A 20,140-nucleotide genomic window follows, 5' to 3' on the forward strand; every position below is an offset into this window, starting at 1 on the left:
TTTATAACTCCTTGCTAAAAGTAGCCGACTTGTTTGCCAAAGTGTTTGTTTGATTGACAACATTCACTAATACACCATCAAATAACTTAAACGCGCCCGGCGCTGCGACTATGCTGTCTGGAGTCAAACCTGCGTGTAAGAAAGTGACATGCTCGTTGGACGAAATAATTTCAACGGGTTTGCGCTTGGCTCTAAATTGTCCCTTAGACCCAGTTGGGATCAATTCGAAAACATAACCTCCAGTTACATCCCTCAAAACAGATATATTTGGCACACTCATGATGTCGTTAAATTGATTCACAGGCACGCTAACCGCTATGGCCTCATTTACATCGATTTCTAGTGAAGTGCGCAAAACTTTTGCTCTGTACTTACGGCTGCGGATCCCTGCTAAGAACGACTCCTCCACAGCAACGATACCCGCTTTTGCTTCCATCAAACCTGCGGTTTCACCAACCTTATTGATTTGAACTAAGCTCCCAACAGCTAGTTTTCGATATGTTTGAGGAATATAGAAATCTACCCACATAAACCCAGCTTCACCCGTGATGGAAACAACACGTGTATTGGCGCTCAAAAACTCCCCCGCTTTCGCTGAGTGAATACCCAACACACCATCAAATGGCGCCGTGATTGTCTTTTTCCTGATTATATTTTTTATCGCTTCTATCTCTGCATCAATCACCACTAAATTGGCCTGTGCGGTATCTAGCGCTTCTTGACTAATCGCTTGATGGGAGCTGAGCGCTTTAACGCGAGTGTAATTTGAAGCCAGCAATTTCCTCTTCGCAGAGGCGGCTTTGAGGTTAGCTTGCTCTGTACGAATATCTAATTGAACAATAACCTCCCCGCCTTTTACTCGTTCTCCAGACGAAAAGTTGACCTCGCTGACCAAACCCGACGCTTCACTTACAAGCTCGATATGATCTGGTGCCACAGCATTCCCTATAACCGCAACCGATTGGGTGTACTTTGCCTGTTTGACTTGGGTCGCCTCTACAGTCTCAGAATATTCAGGGACATTTGCAGAAGCAGCCATAATGGCAGACATTTCAATCCACTTTATATAACCCATGGAGCCTATTAATGCCGCTATCGCGACAACGGTTGCTATCCAAGCTTTTATTTTCATTCGTCAAACCTCTATTAATGGATGTCAATTCACAAAGTGCGCGCAGACTAAAACCTCAAGTTATATTGAGGTCAATGCGAATTTGAAATTAATTCGAAATTTTTCAAAGTGGTAAAAAAGGAAGTGTTAAAGAGGCGTTTGCACACTTGCAAAAACAGATACTTCAAGGTCGCTTTGTGAAATTCGGTAAAAAGCACCTTGAGAAGATAGCTGGTAACATTTGAGAGTTCGATTAATGGGTAACTGCCAAAGTGCCGCTAAAAGTGGTGCCGCAGAACCGGTTGCAGCGTCTTCTTTGCTCCCGTATTGTGGCGCGAAGTATCTAAAATATACTGTATTAGGTTGACTCACGTCTTGTGCAGTAATGAGTAGCGCTCGACGCGTAAGTTTGCAATACCTATCGCTAGCAAAATCAAAGTTGGCCACGTGATCTCTGTTTGGTACTTGAGCTACAAGATAGCCATCGTCGGGCTCGGTGTAATGAAAGTTAGTGACCTCTTCGCTGAATATTTTGGCAACGTCAGGTAAATCCAGGCTTGCTCTAAGTGTGCATTGAGGCAGAAGCATGACGTAATGACCCGAAGTCACCCTTTTCACACATATCGAATGACTGGCAGACCTGAAATGAAGCGCGCCTTGACGCGTGTTTATAGCTGTTATCAATACATCCGCAGCTGCTAACGTCGCATGACCGCAAAATTGAATCTCACTATAGGGTGAAAACCATCGAATTAAATGAGGGCCATCTATTTGGCAATAAACAAATGCTGTTGCTGCACACCCAGTACTCAAAGCTCTTGATTGAAGGTGGGTACTATCATTAAATTCAGATAGGTTAGAACACAGCGTCACAGAGGCAAAGCTCCCCCTATAACCCTGCGAGCAAAACACCTGACGGACAAAGGTCTGGTTCACTTGGTTACCGCCAAGGTGTGTTTTCCCATACATACGTGTAGCAATTTACCCATTAGAATCTCTCAGCATCACTCTTCCCGCGGTGTCGCCTTTGTCACAAGTCATCTTTGACAACTTGCCACAAAGAGTCAACAAAGTGATTCTGCTCATCAGTAAAGTGTTTAACCACCTTAAAGCCGGTTTGTTGGCATAAACACTCAATATCGTTTGGTGTGAACTTAAACGAATACTCTAAGTGAATAGCTTCATATGCATCAAACTTAAAGGTCCGTTGCAACGAGGCTATATACACTTCCTGTTTTTCGGTTGAAAGCACATAACTTTCCATAGCGCCTAATATTGGGTTGTAAACGCCAAAGTGCTGAAATTTCTCTAGTTGAAAATTGCCGCCCAGTTCGTTGTTTATACGGTGCAGTAAATTGAGGTTAAATTGTGCCGTTAATCCAGCTCTGTCGTTGTAGGCTGCGGTAAGCTTATTGACGTCTTTTTTTAAATCATAGCCCGTCAGTATGAAATCAGACGCGTTCAAACTCATCCAGAGCTTTCTTAAAAATCCTTGACTCTGCTCTCGATTAAAATTGCCAATATTTGACCCCAAAAATAACACCAGCTGCTTGTTACTTGATTGGCTTCGAACAAGCTTCAACCCTTCAAAATACTCCGCGACGACACCATGTATTGACAATTTATCATCTGGCACAATGTTATCTTGTAACATCACCATTGCTTTTTCTGAAATATCGATAGGGTAAAAATTAACCTTACAACCCAATTGTAGAAAGCCATTTATAATCAGTTGGCTTTTGTGGCCATCCCCGACACCCAGTTCAATAATATCAATTTCCTGCTCATCAATTAGCTGCGCGAGCTGAACACTAATTCGGGTCAGAATTTCGACTTCTTTGGCTGTAAGATAATAATCCTCATGCTGAGTAATCTTCTGAAAAATTTCACTCCCAGTATCATCGTAAAAATACTTTGCTGACAAATGTTTCGGTGTCGCGCTCAAACCGGTCAAGACCTCAATGGCCAGTTGATCATCTTGCGTTTTATCACCATGTGATTCTTGTGTGAGTAATCTAAAGTGTGTCATTAAATATCCTTTGCTAGTCTGATACCTGAAAACATCCAACGTTGATGTGGCGCATAAAAATTGCGGTAGCTATGGCGGTAATGACCAACCGGCGTGGCCACACATCCCCCTCTCAAAACAAACTGATTACACATAAACTTTCCATTATACTCAGTGAGCATCCCTTGATATGGCTTGTAGCTCGGGTAGCCAGAATAATGACTTTTACTCCAACACCAAACTTGCCCACAAGACGCGTTACTCGCTGTAGGATGATATATGTCTGTACGTTCGCCACGTTGCAGTTGTACTTCAGAGGCCGCTTTGATTCCAAAAGAGCTAGCTGCTAGGTAAATTTCCAATTCCTGCTCTGTTGGTAGCCTTGCTACTCGCCAATTTGCAAACGCATCCGCTTCAAAGTAACTAATGTGTGTGACAGGCAGATTGAGGTCTAATGGCATCAGTCCATGAAGTGTGAATTCAAACCATTCATTGTCTATTTTTTGCCAATACAAAGGGTGACTAACTTTCATATTGTTTATCCAATCCCACCCCAAGCTTAACCAAAATTCGGCTCGGGCGTACCCACCATCTTGAATAAATTCCAAGTACTCACCGTTTGAGACCAAGGTTTCACTGATGGCAAATGCATAGTTGTAGCTCTTATGTCTCGGCATTTCATTGTCATAAGCGAAACCATTGCCTATCGCACCGATTTCGTATAACCCTTCATCAAATGAACGCCAAGATGATTTTTCAGAACTCAAAGCATTTAAGTGGGTATCACTAAAAACAGGGGCCAAAGGGTTGCAACCCAAAATATACTTGATATCCATCAGCAACAGCTCTTGGTGTTGCTGCTCATGATGTAAGCCTATTTCCAACAAAGATAAAATGACATCATCAGCCTCGGACATCGTTAAAAAATTTATCACACATTCGTCTACAAAATTACGATAGTGCAATACTTCATCAACCGTTGGTCTTGACAGATCACCTCGTTGACTTTGAAGCCAGTGCCCACCAGCTGACTTGTAATATGAATTAAACAACAGACGATACCCTTGCTGGTACCTTGTATAATCAGCCATATGTTTAACTAAGATAACTTCTTCAAAAAACCATGTTGTATGGCCTAAATGCCACTTAGGAGGACTTACATCAGCAATGGGTTGAACGGTGTAATCCTCTTTCTCGAGCCCTTTACACAAGGCAATTGTGCTTGAGCGGATCTGGATATATTTATCTACAAAGTACTTCGTTTTTTCGTTACTGCTTAATTGCTGCCAATTCATAAGCTACCCACTAATAAACCTTTTTATTTCAGTGATGTGCTTTCTGCTCAACACGGACAAATCGATGTTGAATGCAATCACTTTTTAACTGTTACCTTTTAGATGTGAACCTCTGTTTGTTGAATCTTTGATGGAAAATCGTCACTGCTTTGATATCGCAAATATAAGTAAATTAACTATGTTCATCCTTGGTGCTTGTTTAACAGGCTACCTATATCAAGTTTAAATAAACAAGCGCATGAAGTGGTGCTTCTAGCTAACTAGAAACACCAGTGCTGTTACAAAGCATAGAAGTTTCATTATTTTATTGGTACTACGTAAGGAAATTTATTAGGGTGACGATCAAATGTATTCGCATGATCGGTTACCTTTCTTCCGACCAGTAAGCTCAGTACAGCATCCATTGCGTCATCGTGTGGCTTGCGACCATTGATTTTTGAAAAACGATACTCAGCGCGACTACCCACTTTATATGGGATCATGTCTGGTAGTAGTTTGTCCGCCACCATATCAGCGTATTGCACGGGGTTAGGTAACTTTCTATCCAGTGCTACGGCACGCAATACCATGCCGGAAATTGCATACTTACGAGAAGCGTCACTATCAGGGCGATGATGTATATGTTCGCTCACTTCCATTTTATTGTTTGCTAAAAACATATGTGTAATAAGGGGATTTGCCAATCTATTGACCTGCACCCATTGATCGACATTGTACATAGCACTACTGGCATATACATGGATATGTTTTGGTAACATTTTATTTGGCACTTCGACTAAAATAATACTGCTATTAAAGTCTTTAAATAGATCAACCCCGTTGTCGAACTGCGACAATTCAAGCTCTCCTTTTCCAATGAGGGTCGTTAAAAAACCTATAATCCCCGCGGAGTTTCCAACAAATGGATCTCGCGCGGCACCGCTCCAAACCTTGATGCCATTTTTAAACTTTGCAGTCTTACCTACAGTTACTCTGCCAAAGACTTTTCCTTTCGTGCCAATGGCCTGATTTGCGCCATCAATCAGGCCAAAAACCATTTCGTCATTTTCTAAATGCGCAGTGATGGTTATGCCACCTCCACTCAATGACTTGTCACGCGCGATATGGAAGCTATACACGCCACTTTTACCAAATGCCGCCTCACTTTTGGTTGTCGGATTTACATCCATCATAAATGCCGTATAACCACGTCGCTCTGAGTCAAAAACAAACATGTCTGTCAAATCAAACTGGGGGTGCTGTTGAGCCAGTTTGCTTTCAAAGTGATGGCTCGCAACCGCTGGCGCTGCACTTATACTCATGCCTAACGCGAGCGCTAACAGCGCTATAGTTGAGTTGTTGGGTAATTTTTTTAGCAATTTAATCATGATGGTCTCCTAAAAACTTGGTTGCCAATTGAAAGTGTTGTTCTGGTGTAAATACTTGTTTATTGCCCCCTTACTTTACATTCTGGTTGTCTTGCTGGCTCAGCTGCGAGCATGTAAACGCCCATAGCAATGAGTCAATACCAATATTGAAATACCTAACAATGCAACATCCTTTATTAAAAACTGGCCTAGAAAATTGACAAACGGGAAACCGCCTTCTTTTTCTTCCCAAATTGGTAACACAATTAAAGTACTTACAGTCACTAAAAAAGTCATTGCCCCCATAACTCCACCGGCAATGCCTGCACGTGCAGACCAGACCGACCCGATTAATAACATGGCGGTAATAAGCTCAAAAACACCAAGGAAATAGGATGTACCCTCTACCCCAAATACAATGTATAGCCAAGTTAACCATGGGGTGCCATTGATGATAGGTTTTAATGCTTCTACTTCTGTGGGCGTAAACTTAAGTACCCCAATTAACAATAAAGGCAACACGACACCCAGCAGTGCTGTACCTTGTCCAATCTTGTGCAAAGAATTTACTGAATTAGCAGACATAAACAGCCCTTTTAAAAATGAATAAGCTATGAATTACGAGTGCCGTTAGTAGAGACAAAGCAAAAGGCGTCGCTACTGGCATTTATGCCTTACACTCTATTTGCTGTGAAACAAATGAGTAGCATGGTAAAAACGCACCTGTCCATTGCTGCTAACCATATAATATTTTAAGGCCGCGGCTAAAAAGTCATCTATAACGGTTCGATAAAGATTATTGACTGAGCTTGTCAAAAGGACCATGACCATATGAACTAAAGTCTTGTCAGTTCGTACAAAGTTCAGGGATAACAAACAAGAAATATGACTAGCTTATTGCCAGAGGTCGTTGCAACTTAAGCTAACCCGTTAAGGTCTGTATGGCGGTACAAAAACAGAAAAAGTGGTTTCGGCATCAAAAAGTAGGAAAGAGTTAGACAGCTCGTAGAGACAAGAAGTCGTCAAACGGGGGATTTATTTGCTTGATTACCTCTATCAAAATTACTTAAAAGCAATTTGCGGGTCTCTACAACCCGCTATATATTTCAAGAATACTTGTTAAAACAATTATGTTATTAATTAAAGATCTGCTGTCGTGTTTTATATAAGCCTGTTGCCATCAAGATACAAAAAAGCCAAGGCATGACAAACATTGGTGCACCTGTTTCGAAATAAAACTGAGTCACACTATAAACATCACTAAAGCCTTCCCAAACAAGCATAAATAAAAGGTAATACCAAGCCCATTTTTGACCCGCTCTAAGTGCAAAGATAGAAATTAGAATAATTGGTACTGCCGCTGACACAATGTTCACACTGGCAAGCATCGCTAAAAATGCGACAAACGGACCTGCTTGAGGGTCAATTACTGCAAGCTGCGCGAAACTAAAGTCCAACTTATGAATAATAAATGTCCATTGCGACATATCATTCGACATAGATAAATTTGAAGTCAGCAACATAAATAGCCCCGCCATCAATGGTATTAACCCAGCGTACATGGTCCATCTCCAACCAGTTACTTCATTTTCTGTCGCATTCATCGTAATACACTCCTCATTTAATAAACTATTGAGTGAGTGATTTTAAGGTTTAATCTTGTACATACGATGATATTTAATACAATATATATGTCCAATCGTATTTTTAGTTGATATTTAAATATAGGAGCAAGCAGGTGTTCGATCAAACTCCCTCCCGTTCTAGTGAACAACTTCCCAATGCTGGAAATAGCTTAATTGGAGGGGATGCATTGTCAGATATATTAAACGTGCTCCGGCTTCAAGCTAGCAGCTATTTTTGCACTGAGTTTTTTGCACCTTGGGGTATAAAAGAGGAAAAAACAGACTACGGTACTTTTCACTTCGTGGTGCGAGGTAGTGCTTGGTTAAGCATGCCTGGTACTCAGCATGCAACTTACCTGTCAACCGGCGACATTGTTGCATTTCCAACAGGAGCAGCTCACCAAATTAGCGATCAACCAAATGGTGTCTGTATATCCGGAGATGAGTTGTATACACAGATCCAAAAAAATGAAAATCCCTTCTCTAAGGGGTCAATAAATACCACCCTGTTGTGTGGGTACTTTAAATATCAACAACATGTCCAGTTGCCATTATTGAGGGATATGCCGGACTTTTTACATATTAAAACAAATGAAGAGCCATCTCTCTTATGGTTAAACAACCTAGCTAACATGCTAGCTCATGAATCTCGATCGACATTACCAGGGGGCTCGGTTATCGTTGATCGCCTGACTGAGGTACTTGTCATTCAATTATTACGATGGCATATGAATAAACAACACTCAGGTACTGGGTACTTTCGGGCCCTCGCTGATACGCGTCTGAGCCATGCATTAAGCCTGATCCATAAACAACCAGCCCATGCGTGGACAGTAGAACGCATGGCACGCACTGTTGGTATGTCTCGCTCAGCTTTTGCTAACCTATTCCATGAAGTCATCGGTATGACCCCCTTGTCTTACCTCAGTCAGTGGCGAATGCATATCGCCCATGCCCTATTGAAAGAAGGCAAAGAGTCAATGATAAACATAGCGGAGCAAGTTGGCTATCGTTCGGAGGCTTCGTTTAGTAAGGCATTTAAAAAGATTATCGGTGTCAGCCCTGGCCAATTAAGGCGTCAAAAATAGCGATTATTCCAGCACCTCAAAGACTCGCGCTGATATACATCTACATCGTTGCTGGCTGGAGCTGTACTCATCAAGATACCTCGATGTGATACGGTTCGACATAAATCTTGCACCTTCTCACATTGTTTAGCTGGCTTGTTGTTTTCAGAATATATCGTGTCTGGAGCAAGACGAGCGCTTAAGTATTTGCAATAAATCATAGGCGCTTTACATGCTTATAGACGCTTTCATTTCGCTAAATAACTTAATTGGAGTGTAAATATGACGCGCATCAAACCTGTTGATCCAAGTACTGCTGAGGGGAAAACCAAAGAAGTACTAGACCTTGCTCAAAAGCAATTTGGTGACATTCCCAATGCCTTTAAAACTCTCGCAAGTTCGCCTGCTGTACTAGAAGCATTTCTTGGTCTAAGCAACTCATTGGTTAAAGGCCTGTTAACCCCGACTTTGCGAGAACAAATCGCATTATCGGTAGCGGGTAAAAATAACTGTGACTACTGTGCTTCAGCACACACTGCCATAGGAGGGATGTTAGGCCTTAGTAAAAAGGAGATGGCGCTTAACTTAAAGAGTCAATCTGATGAACCCAGAACGCAGGGAATATTACAGTTTGTTAATCATATCGTCGACTCCCGCGGGCAGATCTACGATATGGAGTTTATCAGACTAAAAGAGCTTCACCTTTCCGATGCTGAGATCAGCGAAGTTGTGGCGCATACAGCAATGAACATATTTACAACTTACTACCATATTATTGCCCAAACTGAAGTCGACTACCCATTAGTTAAAGCACAAAGTAAGTAAATTCAAACGCGATATTCAATCGGAAATGTCTTTATTACATACTGTCATTGATGCTTTTTACCACCTCTTTAGCATGGAGCAACATTGAAACACCAGTCTAACCGCTATAATGGGACACTATATGAACTTTAAAGCTCGCGCTACGGTGAAAAAAGCCACTGTTAAGCCCTGAAACGCGAAAGCCATAATTTATCCATGGGCCAAGTATAACCTCTATCCTCAGCCGGAAGATTCTTTAAGAAAACACGCTCATAGTGTAAAACGCATCAAGATCAAGCTAGCATATTTGTTCTTATAGATCGAAACAACAGGCATCACTTACATTGTCAGAAAAAGCAAAGCGTGGAGATAATGATGGGCTTGAATAAAGCCCATACAGTATATTTTTAGCGTTAGTAGCCGCTTCCCGAAATGAGTTCTCGCTCACTGGGGCTGCATATTACGCCGAGCCTAAATGAACTTTTTAATGATAAAGTCGACTTTAACCCGCTTTGCTTGCCCCAAAATTTTCTGAACTGGTGCGGGGTAATCTTGCAGCGTCTCAATATCATCTGGCCCAGATAGCTTTCTACAATTGGCTAAAATGGCTTCTTTTTCGGTATCAATAAAAGCTTTCAGCTCTTGAGCCTTATCTTCTATTAAAACCCCATTTTCAATATCCAGACCCCATGCCCTTGGGTTCAAGTTATGACCTGTCATCAAATGAACTTGATTGTCTCGATTGATGCCTTTCAAATGGAAAGAGTTGTCACCATCTTTCCACAGATAAACATTTAAGATTCCTTGCTCAATGTACTTTCTTTGCGACTTTAAAAATTTATGCAAAATACGTTCGTACAAGTAAGGTAGAGCGCCTATTCGACTAAACGGCTTATCTGGCGATATATAAAAATCATTCGCCGTTTTATCACCCACAACAATAGTGATTGATTTACCCTGCTTTAATAGACGCCTTAATGACCTCAATAATGGCGCTGGAAAATTAAAATAGGGAGTATAAAGAATCAACTCTTGCTCCGTTGTATCAAACAACGCTTTAATTAAACGATTCAACTTATTTGTTCTACGCCCAAAACCTAGAAATGCTCTTACACTGAGCCCAGACGATTCATCTCCAGCAGACATGTCATAATTGGCTCTTTTTAAGGCGCGCATCAGCTTTTTTTGCGCTAGCTTTATATCTGCAAAAGAAGGCAAAGGCCTTGAGTCTAGTCTAGGAACCGCTTCTGAACTAAGTAAGTGCTTTTCAATAAAGCCGACAAAGCTATCAGCAAGCTGTGGGTTTTCGATTAAAAAGTATCTATCGAGCCTATATTTGTCGTTTTGATGTAGATACACATCGTTGATACTCGCGCCGCTATACAACACAGTGTCATCAATTACGAATCCCTTTAAGTGAAGTACACCAAATAGCTCTTTGGCTTTTACTGGCACACCAAAAACCTGTACTTTTGAGCCAAACTTCTCTAAAAAGTCGCAATACAGTCGTGCATTACCTTCGGACTTTGCTTCTCCAATAAGGCCACGTTGTGCTCTATGAAAATCAACAAGTACTTTGATTTCCAAATTCGGGTTCCGTAAAGATGCTTCATGCAGTGCAGTCAATACGCCCTGCCCTGCGCTATCATCTTGCAAATACAAAGCCGTAATATAAATTCGCTTTTGAGCCTTACCAATCAGCGACAATAATTCGCTGTGATAATGCTTAGCATCTGTTAAAACCGTGCACTTATTTGCTTCTAAAGAAAAGCCAGCGTTGTCCTGCCAAAATGCCATACATACCTTTTATTCTTGGGCGACCGTTAATACGGCAGCAAAAAAAATTGCTTAAAACATATCAAAAAAAAATAGAAAGGTCATGGAGATCCGATAATTTAAGCTTCGTTGGCCTACTTTTCCATCAAGTACAGTATTTTTGACAAGATTTAGATTTCTCAAATTGCTTTATTTGATTTTTATTTTACTTCTGGGTTGATTTACTTAGAATCGGCATCATTGTAAAGCTAATACTAAATTTTAGGACAGAAATTAATGAGTGATAAGCACTGTAAACTATTGATCTTAGGCTCAGGCCCGGCTGGCTACACAGCGGCTGTATATGCAGCTAGAGCAAACTTAAACCCAGTTTTAATTACTGGTATGCAACAAGGTGGTCAGCTTACAACAACAACTGAAGTAGAAAACTGGCCAGGTGATGCACACGGTTTAACAGGCCCAGCATTAATGGAGCGCATGAAAGAGCACGCAGAGCGCTTTGAAACAGAAATTATTTTTGATCACATCAACAAAGTAGATGTAACTAAAAGACCTTTCACATTAACTGGTGACCAAGGCACATATACATGCGATGCACTTATCATTGCTACAGGTGCATCTGCTAAGTACCTAGGTCTTGAATCAGAAACAGCTTTCCAAGGTCGTGGTGTTTCAGCATGTGCTACTTGTGATGGTTTTTTCTACAGAGGCCAAAAAGTAGCTGTAGTAGGTGGTGGTAATACTGCTGTAGAAGAAGCACTTTACCTATCGAATATCGCAGAAGAAGTACACGTCGTTCACCGTAGAGATAGTTTCCGCAGTGAAAAGATTCTATCTGATCGTCTTTTAGAAAAAGCGAAAAATGGCAACGTAGTTCTACACTTCGACCGTACCTTAGACGAAGTCTTAGGCGATGATATGGGTGTTACAGGTATCAGAATTAAAGACACTAATTCTGATGCAACTGAAGACCTAGATTTAGCCGGTGTGTTCATTGCGATTGGTCACAAGCCAAACACAGACATGTTCGAAGGTCAACTTGAAATGAAAGACGGCTACCTAGTTGTAGAATCAGGTCTTAACGGCAATGCGACACAAACGAGTGTCGAAGGTGTATTCGCGGCAGGTGATGTTTCTGACCACATCTATCGTCAGGCTATCACATCAGCGGGCACAGGCTGTATGGCAGCACTAGACGCAGAGCGTTATTTAGATAACCTAAAATAAAACGCTAAGCACGCCATTTTTTGGCGTGCTTCCACTCTTATTTTGCTAAACTAACTGTATGTTTAGCGCTTAACCGCCTTACTTTTTAACTCAGATATGACGCAACAGCTGTTTCACTTATCACCGTCTGACTTTCTTTTTCCACCTTGCCATTTTGCTTTGACAGATCCTGATGGGCTTTTAGCAATTGGTGGTTGCCTCAGCACACAAAGGCTCCGCAAAGCTTACCAACTCGGGATTTTCCCTTGGTTTAATGAACGCGAGCCCATAATGTGGTGGGCACCAAGTGAGCGAGGTATTCTAGAACTTGAAGATTTCCATGTTGGCAGAACACTTAAAAAAGCCAAAAACAAGCTAAACCCAACCGTAACGGTCAACACTGCTTTCGAACAAGTTATCAAACAGTGCCGAGAACAAAGGCTCCACAATGAAGGCACATGGATAAATAAAAATATGGTTCAAGCATACTGTCAAGGGCATAGAGAAGGCTTTGTACACAGTGTCGAGGTGTGGGCTGACGGTAAACTAGTTGGTGGGCTCTATGGCATTATGGTATCCGGTGTTTTTTGTGGCGAGTCTATGTTTCATACTGTCCCAAATGCGTCAAAATTGGCTATGTGGGCCCTCGTTAATTGGTTGAAAAAGCACAACGCCCACTTTATCGACTGCCAACTAGATAACCCTTACCTTAGTTCAATGGGCGCAAAAGTCATTCCTAGAGCTGAATTTTTGACTAGACTTAAAGAAGCAAGCGACTACAAATCAGCCGATGATATGTGGCAGCCACAAGAACTGAGGGCAATATATGACTGAACACTTCCCATCAAAAATTGGACTCAGTCAACAGTTTGATTGCAGTTACTTACCAAATCGAAAAGAACAATTGCTTGTAATACTCGACCATGAATGCTACTCAGCAGAACGGTTCGAGGCTCTTTTATCTCTCGGCTTTCGACGCAGTGGAGATCAAATTTACCGCCCCCACTGCCCTATGTGTAACGCCTGTCAATCTGTAAGGGTGCTCGCAGAGCAATATACCGCATCCAAATCTCAGAAGCGCAAGTTTAAAAAGATTAAAAATGGTTTTTCGATTCAAGTAAGTTTTGACGAGAAGCCAAACTACTACCCGCTTTATGAAAAGTACATTTCGGAACGCCACCAAGATGGTACTATGTACCCCCCTAACAGATTGCAATATGAAAGCTTTTTATTTTGTCGGTGGATGCCGATTTCTTTTATTGAGCTGTGGCATGAAGACAAATTAATTGCAATCGCCGTTACTGACACCATGCCAAATGCCTTATCAGCTATTTATACATTTTTTGACCCGGACTATGAACATATGAGTCTTGGCACAATTATGATTATGGCACAAATAGATCTCGCAAAATCCGAGAATAAACAATACGTTTACCTTGGTTACCAAATAGACGAATGCAAAAAAATGCGCTACAAAAAGCAGTTTTTACCCGCTCAACAGTTTAAAGAAGACGTTTGGACAAATATTTAGGCCACTAATTTAGGCTCTTACCTTTACTTATTGCGTGCTTTTGGGCAAAATCTCCAACGATTAACTAATACAGAGGTGATACGCTCCAAATGGCGAAAGAAGACGTAATTGAAATGCAAGGCACGGTCCTTGAAACTTTACCAAATACTATGTTCCGTGTTGAATTAGAAAACGGTCACGTTGTTGTGGCTCATATTTCTGGCAAAATGCGTAAAAACTACATCCGTATTTTAACAGGTGACAAGGTCACAGTAGAGTTAACACCTTACGACTTAAGCAAGGGACGCATTGTTTTCCGCGCGCGTTAATTCTATTCGTCTCGCCAGCATTGATTAAGATGCTATAAGACGTATGTAGCAAAAAACCTAGCTTAACAGCTAGGTTTTTTGCATTCAGAGCCTATTCTTAACAATCATTCTCAAAAAAGGGTTAATAGCCTGCTGTTGAGACTAATTCACTTCCCCTGTAATTCTCGCTAAGTTACATCACCCTACCATTCTATCTTCCTAGTTCACAAAAGATTGCAGCAAGAAAGATTGCCATCGACTATTAAAGCACTTCCCTAGACAGACTTAGATTATTCATACTTTCGATTTATATCGTTAAGTAACAACAAAAAGCCCGCTAATTCAGCGGGCTTTATCGATTGCATCAAAACTAAGTTGCTTTATGCAGGTACTAATTCTTGTTCAAAGGTAAATGACAACTCATTGCCTTTAACCGACACTTTGACACTACCGCCATCAGCGAGTTTGCCAAATAGTATTTCGTTGGCTAACGGCTTTTTCAGATTATCTTGTATTACACGGGCCATAGGTCTCGCACCCATTGATTTATCATAACCTGTATCGGCCAACCAATCTCTTGCCTCATTAGTTAGCTCTAAATTGACAGACTTCTTATCAAGCTGAGCTTGAAGCTCAACAATAAATTTGTCCACAACCTGCAAGATAACCTCTTTCTCGAGGTGATTGAACCAAATAATGTTATCAAGTCTATTTCTAAACTCAGGTGTAAATACTTTATTGATTTCTAGCATGGCATCATGTGAATGATCCTGCTGTTGGAAACCAATCGACTTTCTCACTGTTTCTTGTACACCAGCATTCGTGGTCATGACGAAGATAACATTTCTAAAATCGGCTTTGCGGCCGTTATTATCTGTTAGCGTACCGTGATCCATAACTTGAAGTAGAATGTTATAGATGTCCGGGTGCGCTTTTTCTATTTCATCCAGAAGCACAACCGCATGTGGGTGCTTGATTACAGAGTCAGTAAGTAGTCCGCCTTGTTCAAATCCAACATAGCCAGGAGGCGCACCAATTAATCGGCTTACTGCATGTCTCTCTGAGTATTCAGACATATCAAATCTAATAAACTCAATGCCCATGCATTTGGCTAATTGCTTAGTCACCTCTGTTTTACCTACACCGGTTGGCCCAGCAAAAAGGAATGAACCAATTGGCTTTTCTTCATTCGCTAACCCAGAGCGTGATAGTCTAATGGCCGATGTTAACGCATCAATTGACTCATCTTGACCAAATACCAGCATTTTCAGATTTCTATCTAGGTTTTTAAGTACTTCTTTATCGCTAGATGAAACATTTTGCTGCGGAATACGTGCGATTTTTGAAACAATCTGCTCAATATCCGATACACCAATTGTTTTTTTGCGTCTCGAAACAGGCAACAACCTTTGATTAGCGCCAGCCTCATCAATCACATCGATCGCCTTATCAGGCAAATGACGCTCATTGATATATTTTGCGCTTAACTCAGCAGCTGCTTTAAGTGCTTTTTGTGTATAGCGAATACCATGGTGCTCTTCGTATCGCTCTTTTAGCCCGTACAAAATCTTCGCAGTGTCTGCAACACTCGGCTCGACAACATCAATTTTTTGGAAACGACGAACAAGCGCGCGGTCTTTTTCGAAAATGTTTTTGAATTCTGAATATGTTGTTGAGCCCAAACAGCGTAATTTACCACTCGATAGCAATGGCTTAATTAAGTTTGATGCATCCATCACACCACCAGAGGCTGCGCCTGCGCCAATGATGGTATGGATCTCATCAATAAATAAAATCGCATTTGGCTTGGCTTGTAACTCTTTTAGTAGCGCTTTGAATCGTTTTTCAAAATCACCACGATATTTTGTGCCTGCTAATAAAGCGCCCATATCCAAAGAGTATACGACAGCGTCTTCAATAACTTCTGGTACCTGATCGTTAACAATTCGATAGGCAAGGCCTTCGGCAATCGCCGTTTTACCAACCCCTGCTTCCCCAACCAATAGTGGATTGTTTTTCTTACGACGGCATAAAACCTGAATTGTACGTTCTACTTCTTGGTCGCGTCCGACTAGCGGATCTATTTGGCCGGCTTTTGCCATTACATTAAGGTTTGACGTAAAGTTCTCAAGTTTGGTTTTTTCTTCACTTTGAACTTCAGCACCTTCGTCATTTAAATCTTCATGTTCTTCTGGTTCAGGCTCATCGTCTGATTTAGAAATGCCATGGCTGATGAAATTAACAATATCTAGACGACTTACATCAGCTTTTTTAAGTAAATAAACTGCCTGACTTTCTTGCTCAGAAAAAATAGCGACTAATACATTCACACCAGTCACTTCGTTTCTTCCCGAAGACTGCACATGAAACACGGCTCGTTGCAATACACGCTGGAAACCTAGAGTTGGCTGAGTTTCTCTGTCTTCCTCTAGCTCCGGTATGATTGGCGTAGTTTCATCTATAAATTCGGAAAGATCACGCTTTAACCCTTCTGTGTCCACGCTACATGCGTTTAATGCTTCACTTGCTGACGGGTTATCGATCAAGGCAAGTAATAAGTGCTCTACCGTCATAAACTCGTGACGACGTGTACGAGCTTCACGAAACGCGGTGTTAAGTGTAATTTCTAAATCTTTATTTAGCATTGGCAACCCCCAACGAGAATAAATAAGGTCATTCTTGCTCACAGCTACACAAGAGCGGATGCTCATGGTCGCGAGCGTATCTGTTCACCTGCTCAGCCTTTGTATAGGCAATATCTGCAGGATACATTCCACATACCGCTTTTCCCTCGTGATGTACTTGTAACATCACTTCAGTTGCTCTTTCGCTATCCATGTTGAAAAATGTCATCAGTACCTCAATGACGAAATCCATCGGTGTATAATCATCGTTATTTAAAATAACTTTGTATTTTCTTGGTGGTTGAAGTTTTTGCTTCTCTTGGTCTCTGACCTCTTCTAACACACCTGAATCTTTTATCCCACTCATAATTAAATATAGTCTTGTCTTATATACTCAAGCAAACTTGAATTAAAAAATAAATAAAATGTTAAAAAACTGCACTAAAAAACTTGACTGTATGGTTATTTAAACTACATTCTAGTCCTAGTTGTTCATGTTATGGACAGCTTAGCAAATTTCAAAGGTTAGATTAACTTAATTAGTCAACTTATAGAAGGATGTAGAAGTATGGCTTGCGGAAAAGTCAAATGGTTTAACAATGCCAAAGGGTTTGGTTTCATCGTAGAAGACGGCAGTGACGAAGATATCTTTGCACATTACTCAACGATTGTAATGGATGGATACAAGACGCTTAAAGCTGGTCAAGATGTAACATTCGAGCTACAGGAAGGGCCTAAGGGCTTACATGCTACTAATATTGCACCGAAAATTGGTGAAATGGCGTAGAATATTCTCAAGGCTCTAAAAGCGAGTTACGCAAGTATCTCGCTTCATCTCTTTATTAAATTCTCTCACGATAGCCCCTATGTAACATATTTATCTATATCTGAAGTAAATTGCATTAGCAGCATTGCATTTAGATTGGTACAATCCCTGCCGATGTCCAGGTCTGTTAGTTATGTTTATTGCTTTAATAAGTAAAAATAACTAACAAACTTGCTAATTACTACGAATTTAGATTTGATCTTACAAGCTAATTTTTTTGCGGCTCATACGTCGATATAACGTTGGGTAACAAAAGTTAGCAAGATTTTGCTTATGTTGAACGGTCTTAGTTGACCCAAAACTATCTAGGAATGATGATGACATCAAAAATTATTTATACAAAAACCGATGAAGCGCCAGCTTTGGCAACATATTCTTTACTACCAGTGATCCAAGCTTATACTAAAGCTGCTGGTGTTGAAGTTGAGACAAGAGATATTTCTCTAGCTGGTCGTGTGATCGCAAACTTCCCTGAGTTCCTTAAAGAAGAACAAAGAATTGCCGATGCGCTTTCTGAGCTAGGTGAACTAGCAAAAACTCCAGAAGCAAATATCATCAAATTACCTAACATCAGTGCTTCAATCCCTCAGCTAAAAGCAACTATCAAAGAGCTTCAAGAAAAAGGCTATGCACTTCCTGACTATCCAGAAGAGCCTAAAGATGACAAAGAAGCTGCTATCAAAGCGACTTATGACAAAATCAAAGGTAGTGCGGTAAACCCAGTCCTGCGTGAAGGTAACTCAGACCGTCGTGCGCCAGGTTCTGTTAAAGCTTATGCACAGAAAAACCCGCATTCAATGGGTGCATGGTCTGCAGACTCACAATCTTATGTTGCAAGCATGAGTGAAGGTGACTTCTTTGGTTCTGAGCAATCTACAACTATCGGTGAAGCGACTGACGTACGTATTGAGCACGTAGCAGCTGACGGCACAATAAGTGTATTAAAGCAAAGCACGCCACTTCTTGCTGGTGAAATCATTGATGCGTCACGCATGAATGTCAACGCTTTACGTAGCTTCTTACAAGCAGAAGTTGAAGCGGCAAAAGAGAAAGGTGTTCTTTTCTCACTTCACATGAAAGCAACAATGATGAAGGTTTCTGACCCAATCATTTTCGGCCACGCTGTTAAAGTGTTCTATAAAGAAGTTTTCGACAAGCACGGTGAGACTTTTGAAAAGCTAGGTGTAGACGTAAACAATGGTATAGGCGACGTTTATAATAAACTCGCGAACCTTGACGACGCTAAGCGCGCTGAAATCGAAGCTGATTTAGCTGCTGTTTACGACGTTCGCCCTAGCATCGCGATGGTTGACTCTGATCGTGGCATCACAAACCTACATGTACCAAGTGACGTAATCATCGACGCATCTATGCCTGCGGCGATCCGTACAAGTGGTCAAATGTGGAATGCAGAAGGTAAACAACAAGACACTAGTTTTGTTATCCCTGATCGTTGTTACTCTGGTGTTTATCAAGCAACTATTGACTTCTGTAAAGAAAATGGTGCTTTCGACCCTCGTACTATGGGTACTATTCCTAACGTTGGTCTAATGGCGCAAAAAGCAGAAGAGTACGGTTCACACGACAAAACGTTTGAAGCACCTTCAAATGGTGTTATCCGTGTAGTTGATAGCGCAGACAATGTACTTCTTCAACACGACGTTGAACAAGGTGACATCTGGCGTATGTGTCAGGTTAAAGATGCACCAATCAAAGATTGGGTAAAACTTGCTGTTAACCGTTCACGCGCTTCAAACACACCTGCTGTATTCTGGCTAAACGAAGAACGTGCGCACGATGCAGAGCTAATCAAAAAGGTAAATGCCTACCTTCCTGAGCACAACACGGATGGACTAGACATTCGTATTCTTGCGCCTGTTGAAGCGACTAAGTTCTCTTTAGCACGTATGAAAGACAGCCAAGATACAATCTCGGTAACTGGTAACGTACTTCGTGATTACCTAACTGACCTATTCCCTATTTTAGAGCTTGGCACAAGTGCGAAGATGCTTTCTATCGTTCCACTAATGAACGGTGGCGGCTTATTCGAAACAGGTGCTGGTGGTTCTGCTCCTAAGCACGTACAGCAATTTGAGAAAGAAAACCACTTACGTTGGGATTCACTGGGTGAATTCTTAGCGTTAGCGGCTTCTCTTGAGCACCTAAGCCAAGTAACTAATAACACTAAAGCACAAGTACTTGCTGATACGCTAGACGCAGCAACAGGTAAATTCCTTGATGAGAACAAATCTCCATCTCGTAAAGTGAATGAGCTTGATAACCGTGGTAGCCACTTCTACCTATCTCTGTACTGGGCTCAAGAGCTTGCAGTACAAGATAAAGATGCAGAGCTAAAAGCTAAATTTGAAGCCGTTGCAAAGCAACTTACTGAAAATGAAGCAGCCATTGTTGCTGAACTTAATGATGTTCAAGGTCAAGCAATGGACGTTGAAGGTTACTTCCAGCCAAATGACGAAAAAGCATTTGCAGCGATGCGCCCAAGCAAGCTGTTCAATGATGCATTAAACCTAATCGCTTAATCTAAAGTGATTGTTTGAAAAAGGCGGCAATATGCTGCCTTTTTTTATTTTTAAGATACGTGTCTAAGCACTCAAATTTTGCTAGAATTCTTCC

General features: G+C 41.3%; 18 protein-coding genes. 8 read left to right on the forward strand and 10 right to left on the reverse strand.

The genetic code is table 11. The features are described from left to right. Position 1: 1 nt before the first annotated feature. The 7 genes from A7985_RS04865 to A7985_RS04895 all read right to left on the reverse strand — a co-directional run bounded on the left by A7985_RS04865 (position 2) and on the right by A7985_RS04895 (position 7,364). Complete coding sequence (locus A7985_RS04865; protein WP_065789302.1) at positions 2-1,132, reverse strand: efflux RND transporter periplasmic adaptor subunit; 1,131 nt, start codon at positions 1,130-1,132, stop codon at positions 2-4. Between the two features lie 126 nt (positions 1,133-1,258). After that, the gene (locus A7985_RS04870; RefSeq protein WP_065789303.1) at positions 1,259-2,080 is read right to left on the reverse strand and encodes a PhzF family phenazine biosynthesis protein; all 822 of its coding nucleotides are present in this window, start codon (positions 2,078-2,080) and stop codon (positions 1,259-1,261) included. A gap of 61 nt (positions 2,081-2,141) precedes the next feature. Beyond that, complete coding sequence (locus tag A7985_RS04875) at positions 2,142-3,140, reverse strand: L-histidine N(alpha)-methyltransferase (RefSeq protein WP_065789304.1); 999 nt, start codon at positions 3,138-3,140, stop codon at positions 2,142-2,144. Continuing rightward, positions 3,140-4,414: an ergothioneine biosynthesis protein EgtB gene (egtB, locus tag A7985_RS04880; protein WP_065789305.1), complete on the reverse strand. Its 1,275-nt coding sequence runs from the start codon at positions 4,412-4,414 to the stop codon at positions 3,140-3,142. Before egtB ends, A7985_RS04875 begins: the two co-directional genes overlap by 1 nt. A gap of 299 nt (positions 4,415-4,713) precedes the next feature. Continuing rightward, entirely contained in the window at positions 4,714-5,781 is a 1,068-nt protein-coding gene (locus A7985_RS04885; protein ID WP_065789306.1) for a DUF4331 family protein, read from the reverse strand. A 99-nt stretch (positions 5,782-5,880) separates the two neighbouring features. After that, complete coding sequence (locus A7985_RS04890; RefSeq protein ID WP_065789307.1) at positions 5,881-6,345, reverse strand: DUF417 family protein; 465 nt, start codon at positions 6,343-6,345, stop codon at positions 5,881-5,883. A 551-nt stretch (positions 6,346-6,896) separates the two neighbouring features. Then, the gene (locus A7985_RS04895) at positions 6,897-7,364 is read right to left on the reverse strand and encodes a hypothetical protein (RefSeq protein ID WP_065789308.1); all 468 of its coding nucleotides are present in this window, start codon (positions 7,362-7,364) and stop codon (positions 6,897-6,899) included. A 134-nt stretch (positions 7,365-7,498) separates the two neighbouring features. Between A7985_RS04895 and A7985_RS04900 the strand changes: the two genes are divergently transcribed. Beyond that, positions 7,499-8,473 carry an AraC family transcriptional regulator gene (locus tag A7985_RS04900; RefSeq protein WP_065789309.1) on the forward strand — a complete coding sequence of 325 codons (975 nt, stop codon included), beginning with the start codon at positions 7,499-7,501 and terminating at the stop codon, positions 8,471-8,473. A 261-nt stretch (positions 8,474-8,734) separates the two neighbouring features. After that, a complete protein-coding gene (locus A7985_RS04905; protein ID WP_065789310.1) occupies positions 8,735-9,277 on the forward strand; it encodes a carboxymuconolactone decarboxylase family protein in 543 nt (180 codons plus the stop codon). Positions 9,278-9,727: 450 nt separating this feature from the next. Here A7985_RS04905 and pssA read toward each other — a convergent pair whose 3' ends face one another. Beyond that, positions 9,728-11,053, reverse strand: coding sequence for a CDP-diacylglycerol--serine O-phosphatidyltransferase (gene pssA, locus A7985_RS04910; RefSeq protein WP_065789311.1), 1,326 nt, complete (start codon positions 11,051-11,053; stop codon positions 9,728-9,730). A 255-nt stretch (positions 11,054-11,308) separates the two neighbouring features. Here pssA and trxB point away from each other — a divergent pair, with 255 nt between their 5' ends. From trxB to infA, 4 genes are all read left to right on the forward strand, one after another. Next, complete coding sequence (gene trxB, locus A7985_RS04915; protein WP_065789312.1) at positions 11,309-12,259, forward strand: thioredoxin-disulfide reductase; 951 nt, start codon at positions 11,309-11,311, stop codon at positions 12,257-12,259. Positions 12,260-12,355: 96 nt separating this feature from the next. After that, positions 12,356-13,072: a leucyl/phenylalanyl-tRNA--protein transferase gene (gene aat, locus A7985_RS04920; RefSeq protein WP_065789313.1), complete on the forward strand. Its 717-nt coding sequence runs from the start codon at positions 12,356-12,358 to the stop codon at positions 13,070-13,072. Beyond that, a complete protein-coding gene (locus tag A7985_RS04925; RefSeq protein ID WP_065789314.1) occupies positions 13,065-13,769 on the forward strand; it encodes an arginyltransferase in 705 nt (234 codons plus the stop codon). The genes aat and A7985_RS04925 overlap by 8 nt, the downstream gene beginning before the upstream one ends. Before the next feature lie 89 nt (positions 13,770-13,858). Then, positions 13,859-14,077 carry a translation initiation factor IF-1 gene (gene infA, locus A7985_RS04930; RefSeq protein ID WP_023401681.1) on the forward strand — a complete coding sequence of 73 codons (219 nt, stop codon included), beginning with the start codon at positions 13,859-13,861 and terminating at the stop codon, positions 14,075-14,077. 359 nt (positions 14,078-14,436) lie between these two features. On the opposite strand, the gene clpA is transcribed toward infA, so the two are convergent. Both clpA and clpS read right to left on the reverse strand, forming a co-directional pair. Continuing rightward, complete coding sequence (gene clpA / locus A7985_RS04935; RefSeq protein ID WP_065789315.1) at positions 14,437-16,701, reverse strand: ATP-dependent Clp protease ATP-binding subunit ClpA; 2,265 nt, start codon at positions 16,699-16,701, stop codon at positions 14,437-14,439. A gap of 28 nt (positions 16,702-16,729) precedes the next feature. Continuing rightward, positions 16,730-17,047, reverse strand: coding sequence for an ATP-dependent Clp protease adapter ClpS (gene clpS / locus A7985_RS04940; protein ID WP_065789316.1), 318 nt, complete (start codon positions 17,045-17,047; stop codon positions 16,730-16,732). A gap of 201 nt (positions 17,048-17,248) precedes the next feature. Between clpS and cspD the strand changes: the two genes are divergently transcribed. Together cspD and A7985_RS04950 are read left to right on the forward strand one after the other, a co-directional pair. Then, complete coding sequence (cspD, locus tag A7985_RS04945) at positions 17,249-17,467, forward strand: cold shock domain-containing protein CspD (protein ID WP_063373876.1); 219 nt, start codon at positions 17,249-17,251, stop codon at positions 17,465-17,467. A gap of 356 nt (positions 17,468-17,823) precedes the next feature. Continuing rightward, positions 17,824-20,046 (forward strand): NADP-dependent isocitrate dehydrogenase, encoded by a 2,223-nt coding sequence (locus tag A7985_RS04950; protein WP_065789317.1) that lies wholly within the window; start codon positions 17,824-17,826, stop codon positions 20,044-20,046. The last annotated feature ends 94 nt before the right edge of the window (positions 20,047-20,140 follow it).

Source organism: Pseudoalteromonas luteoviolacea (assembly GCF_001696455.1).
Lineage (GTDB): Bacteria > Pseudomonadota > Gammaproteobacteria > Enterobacterales > Alteromonadaceae > Pseudoalteromonas > Pseudoalteromonas luteoviolacea_C.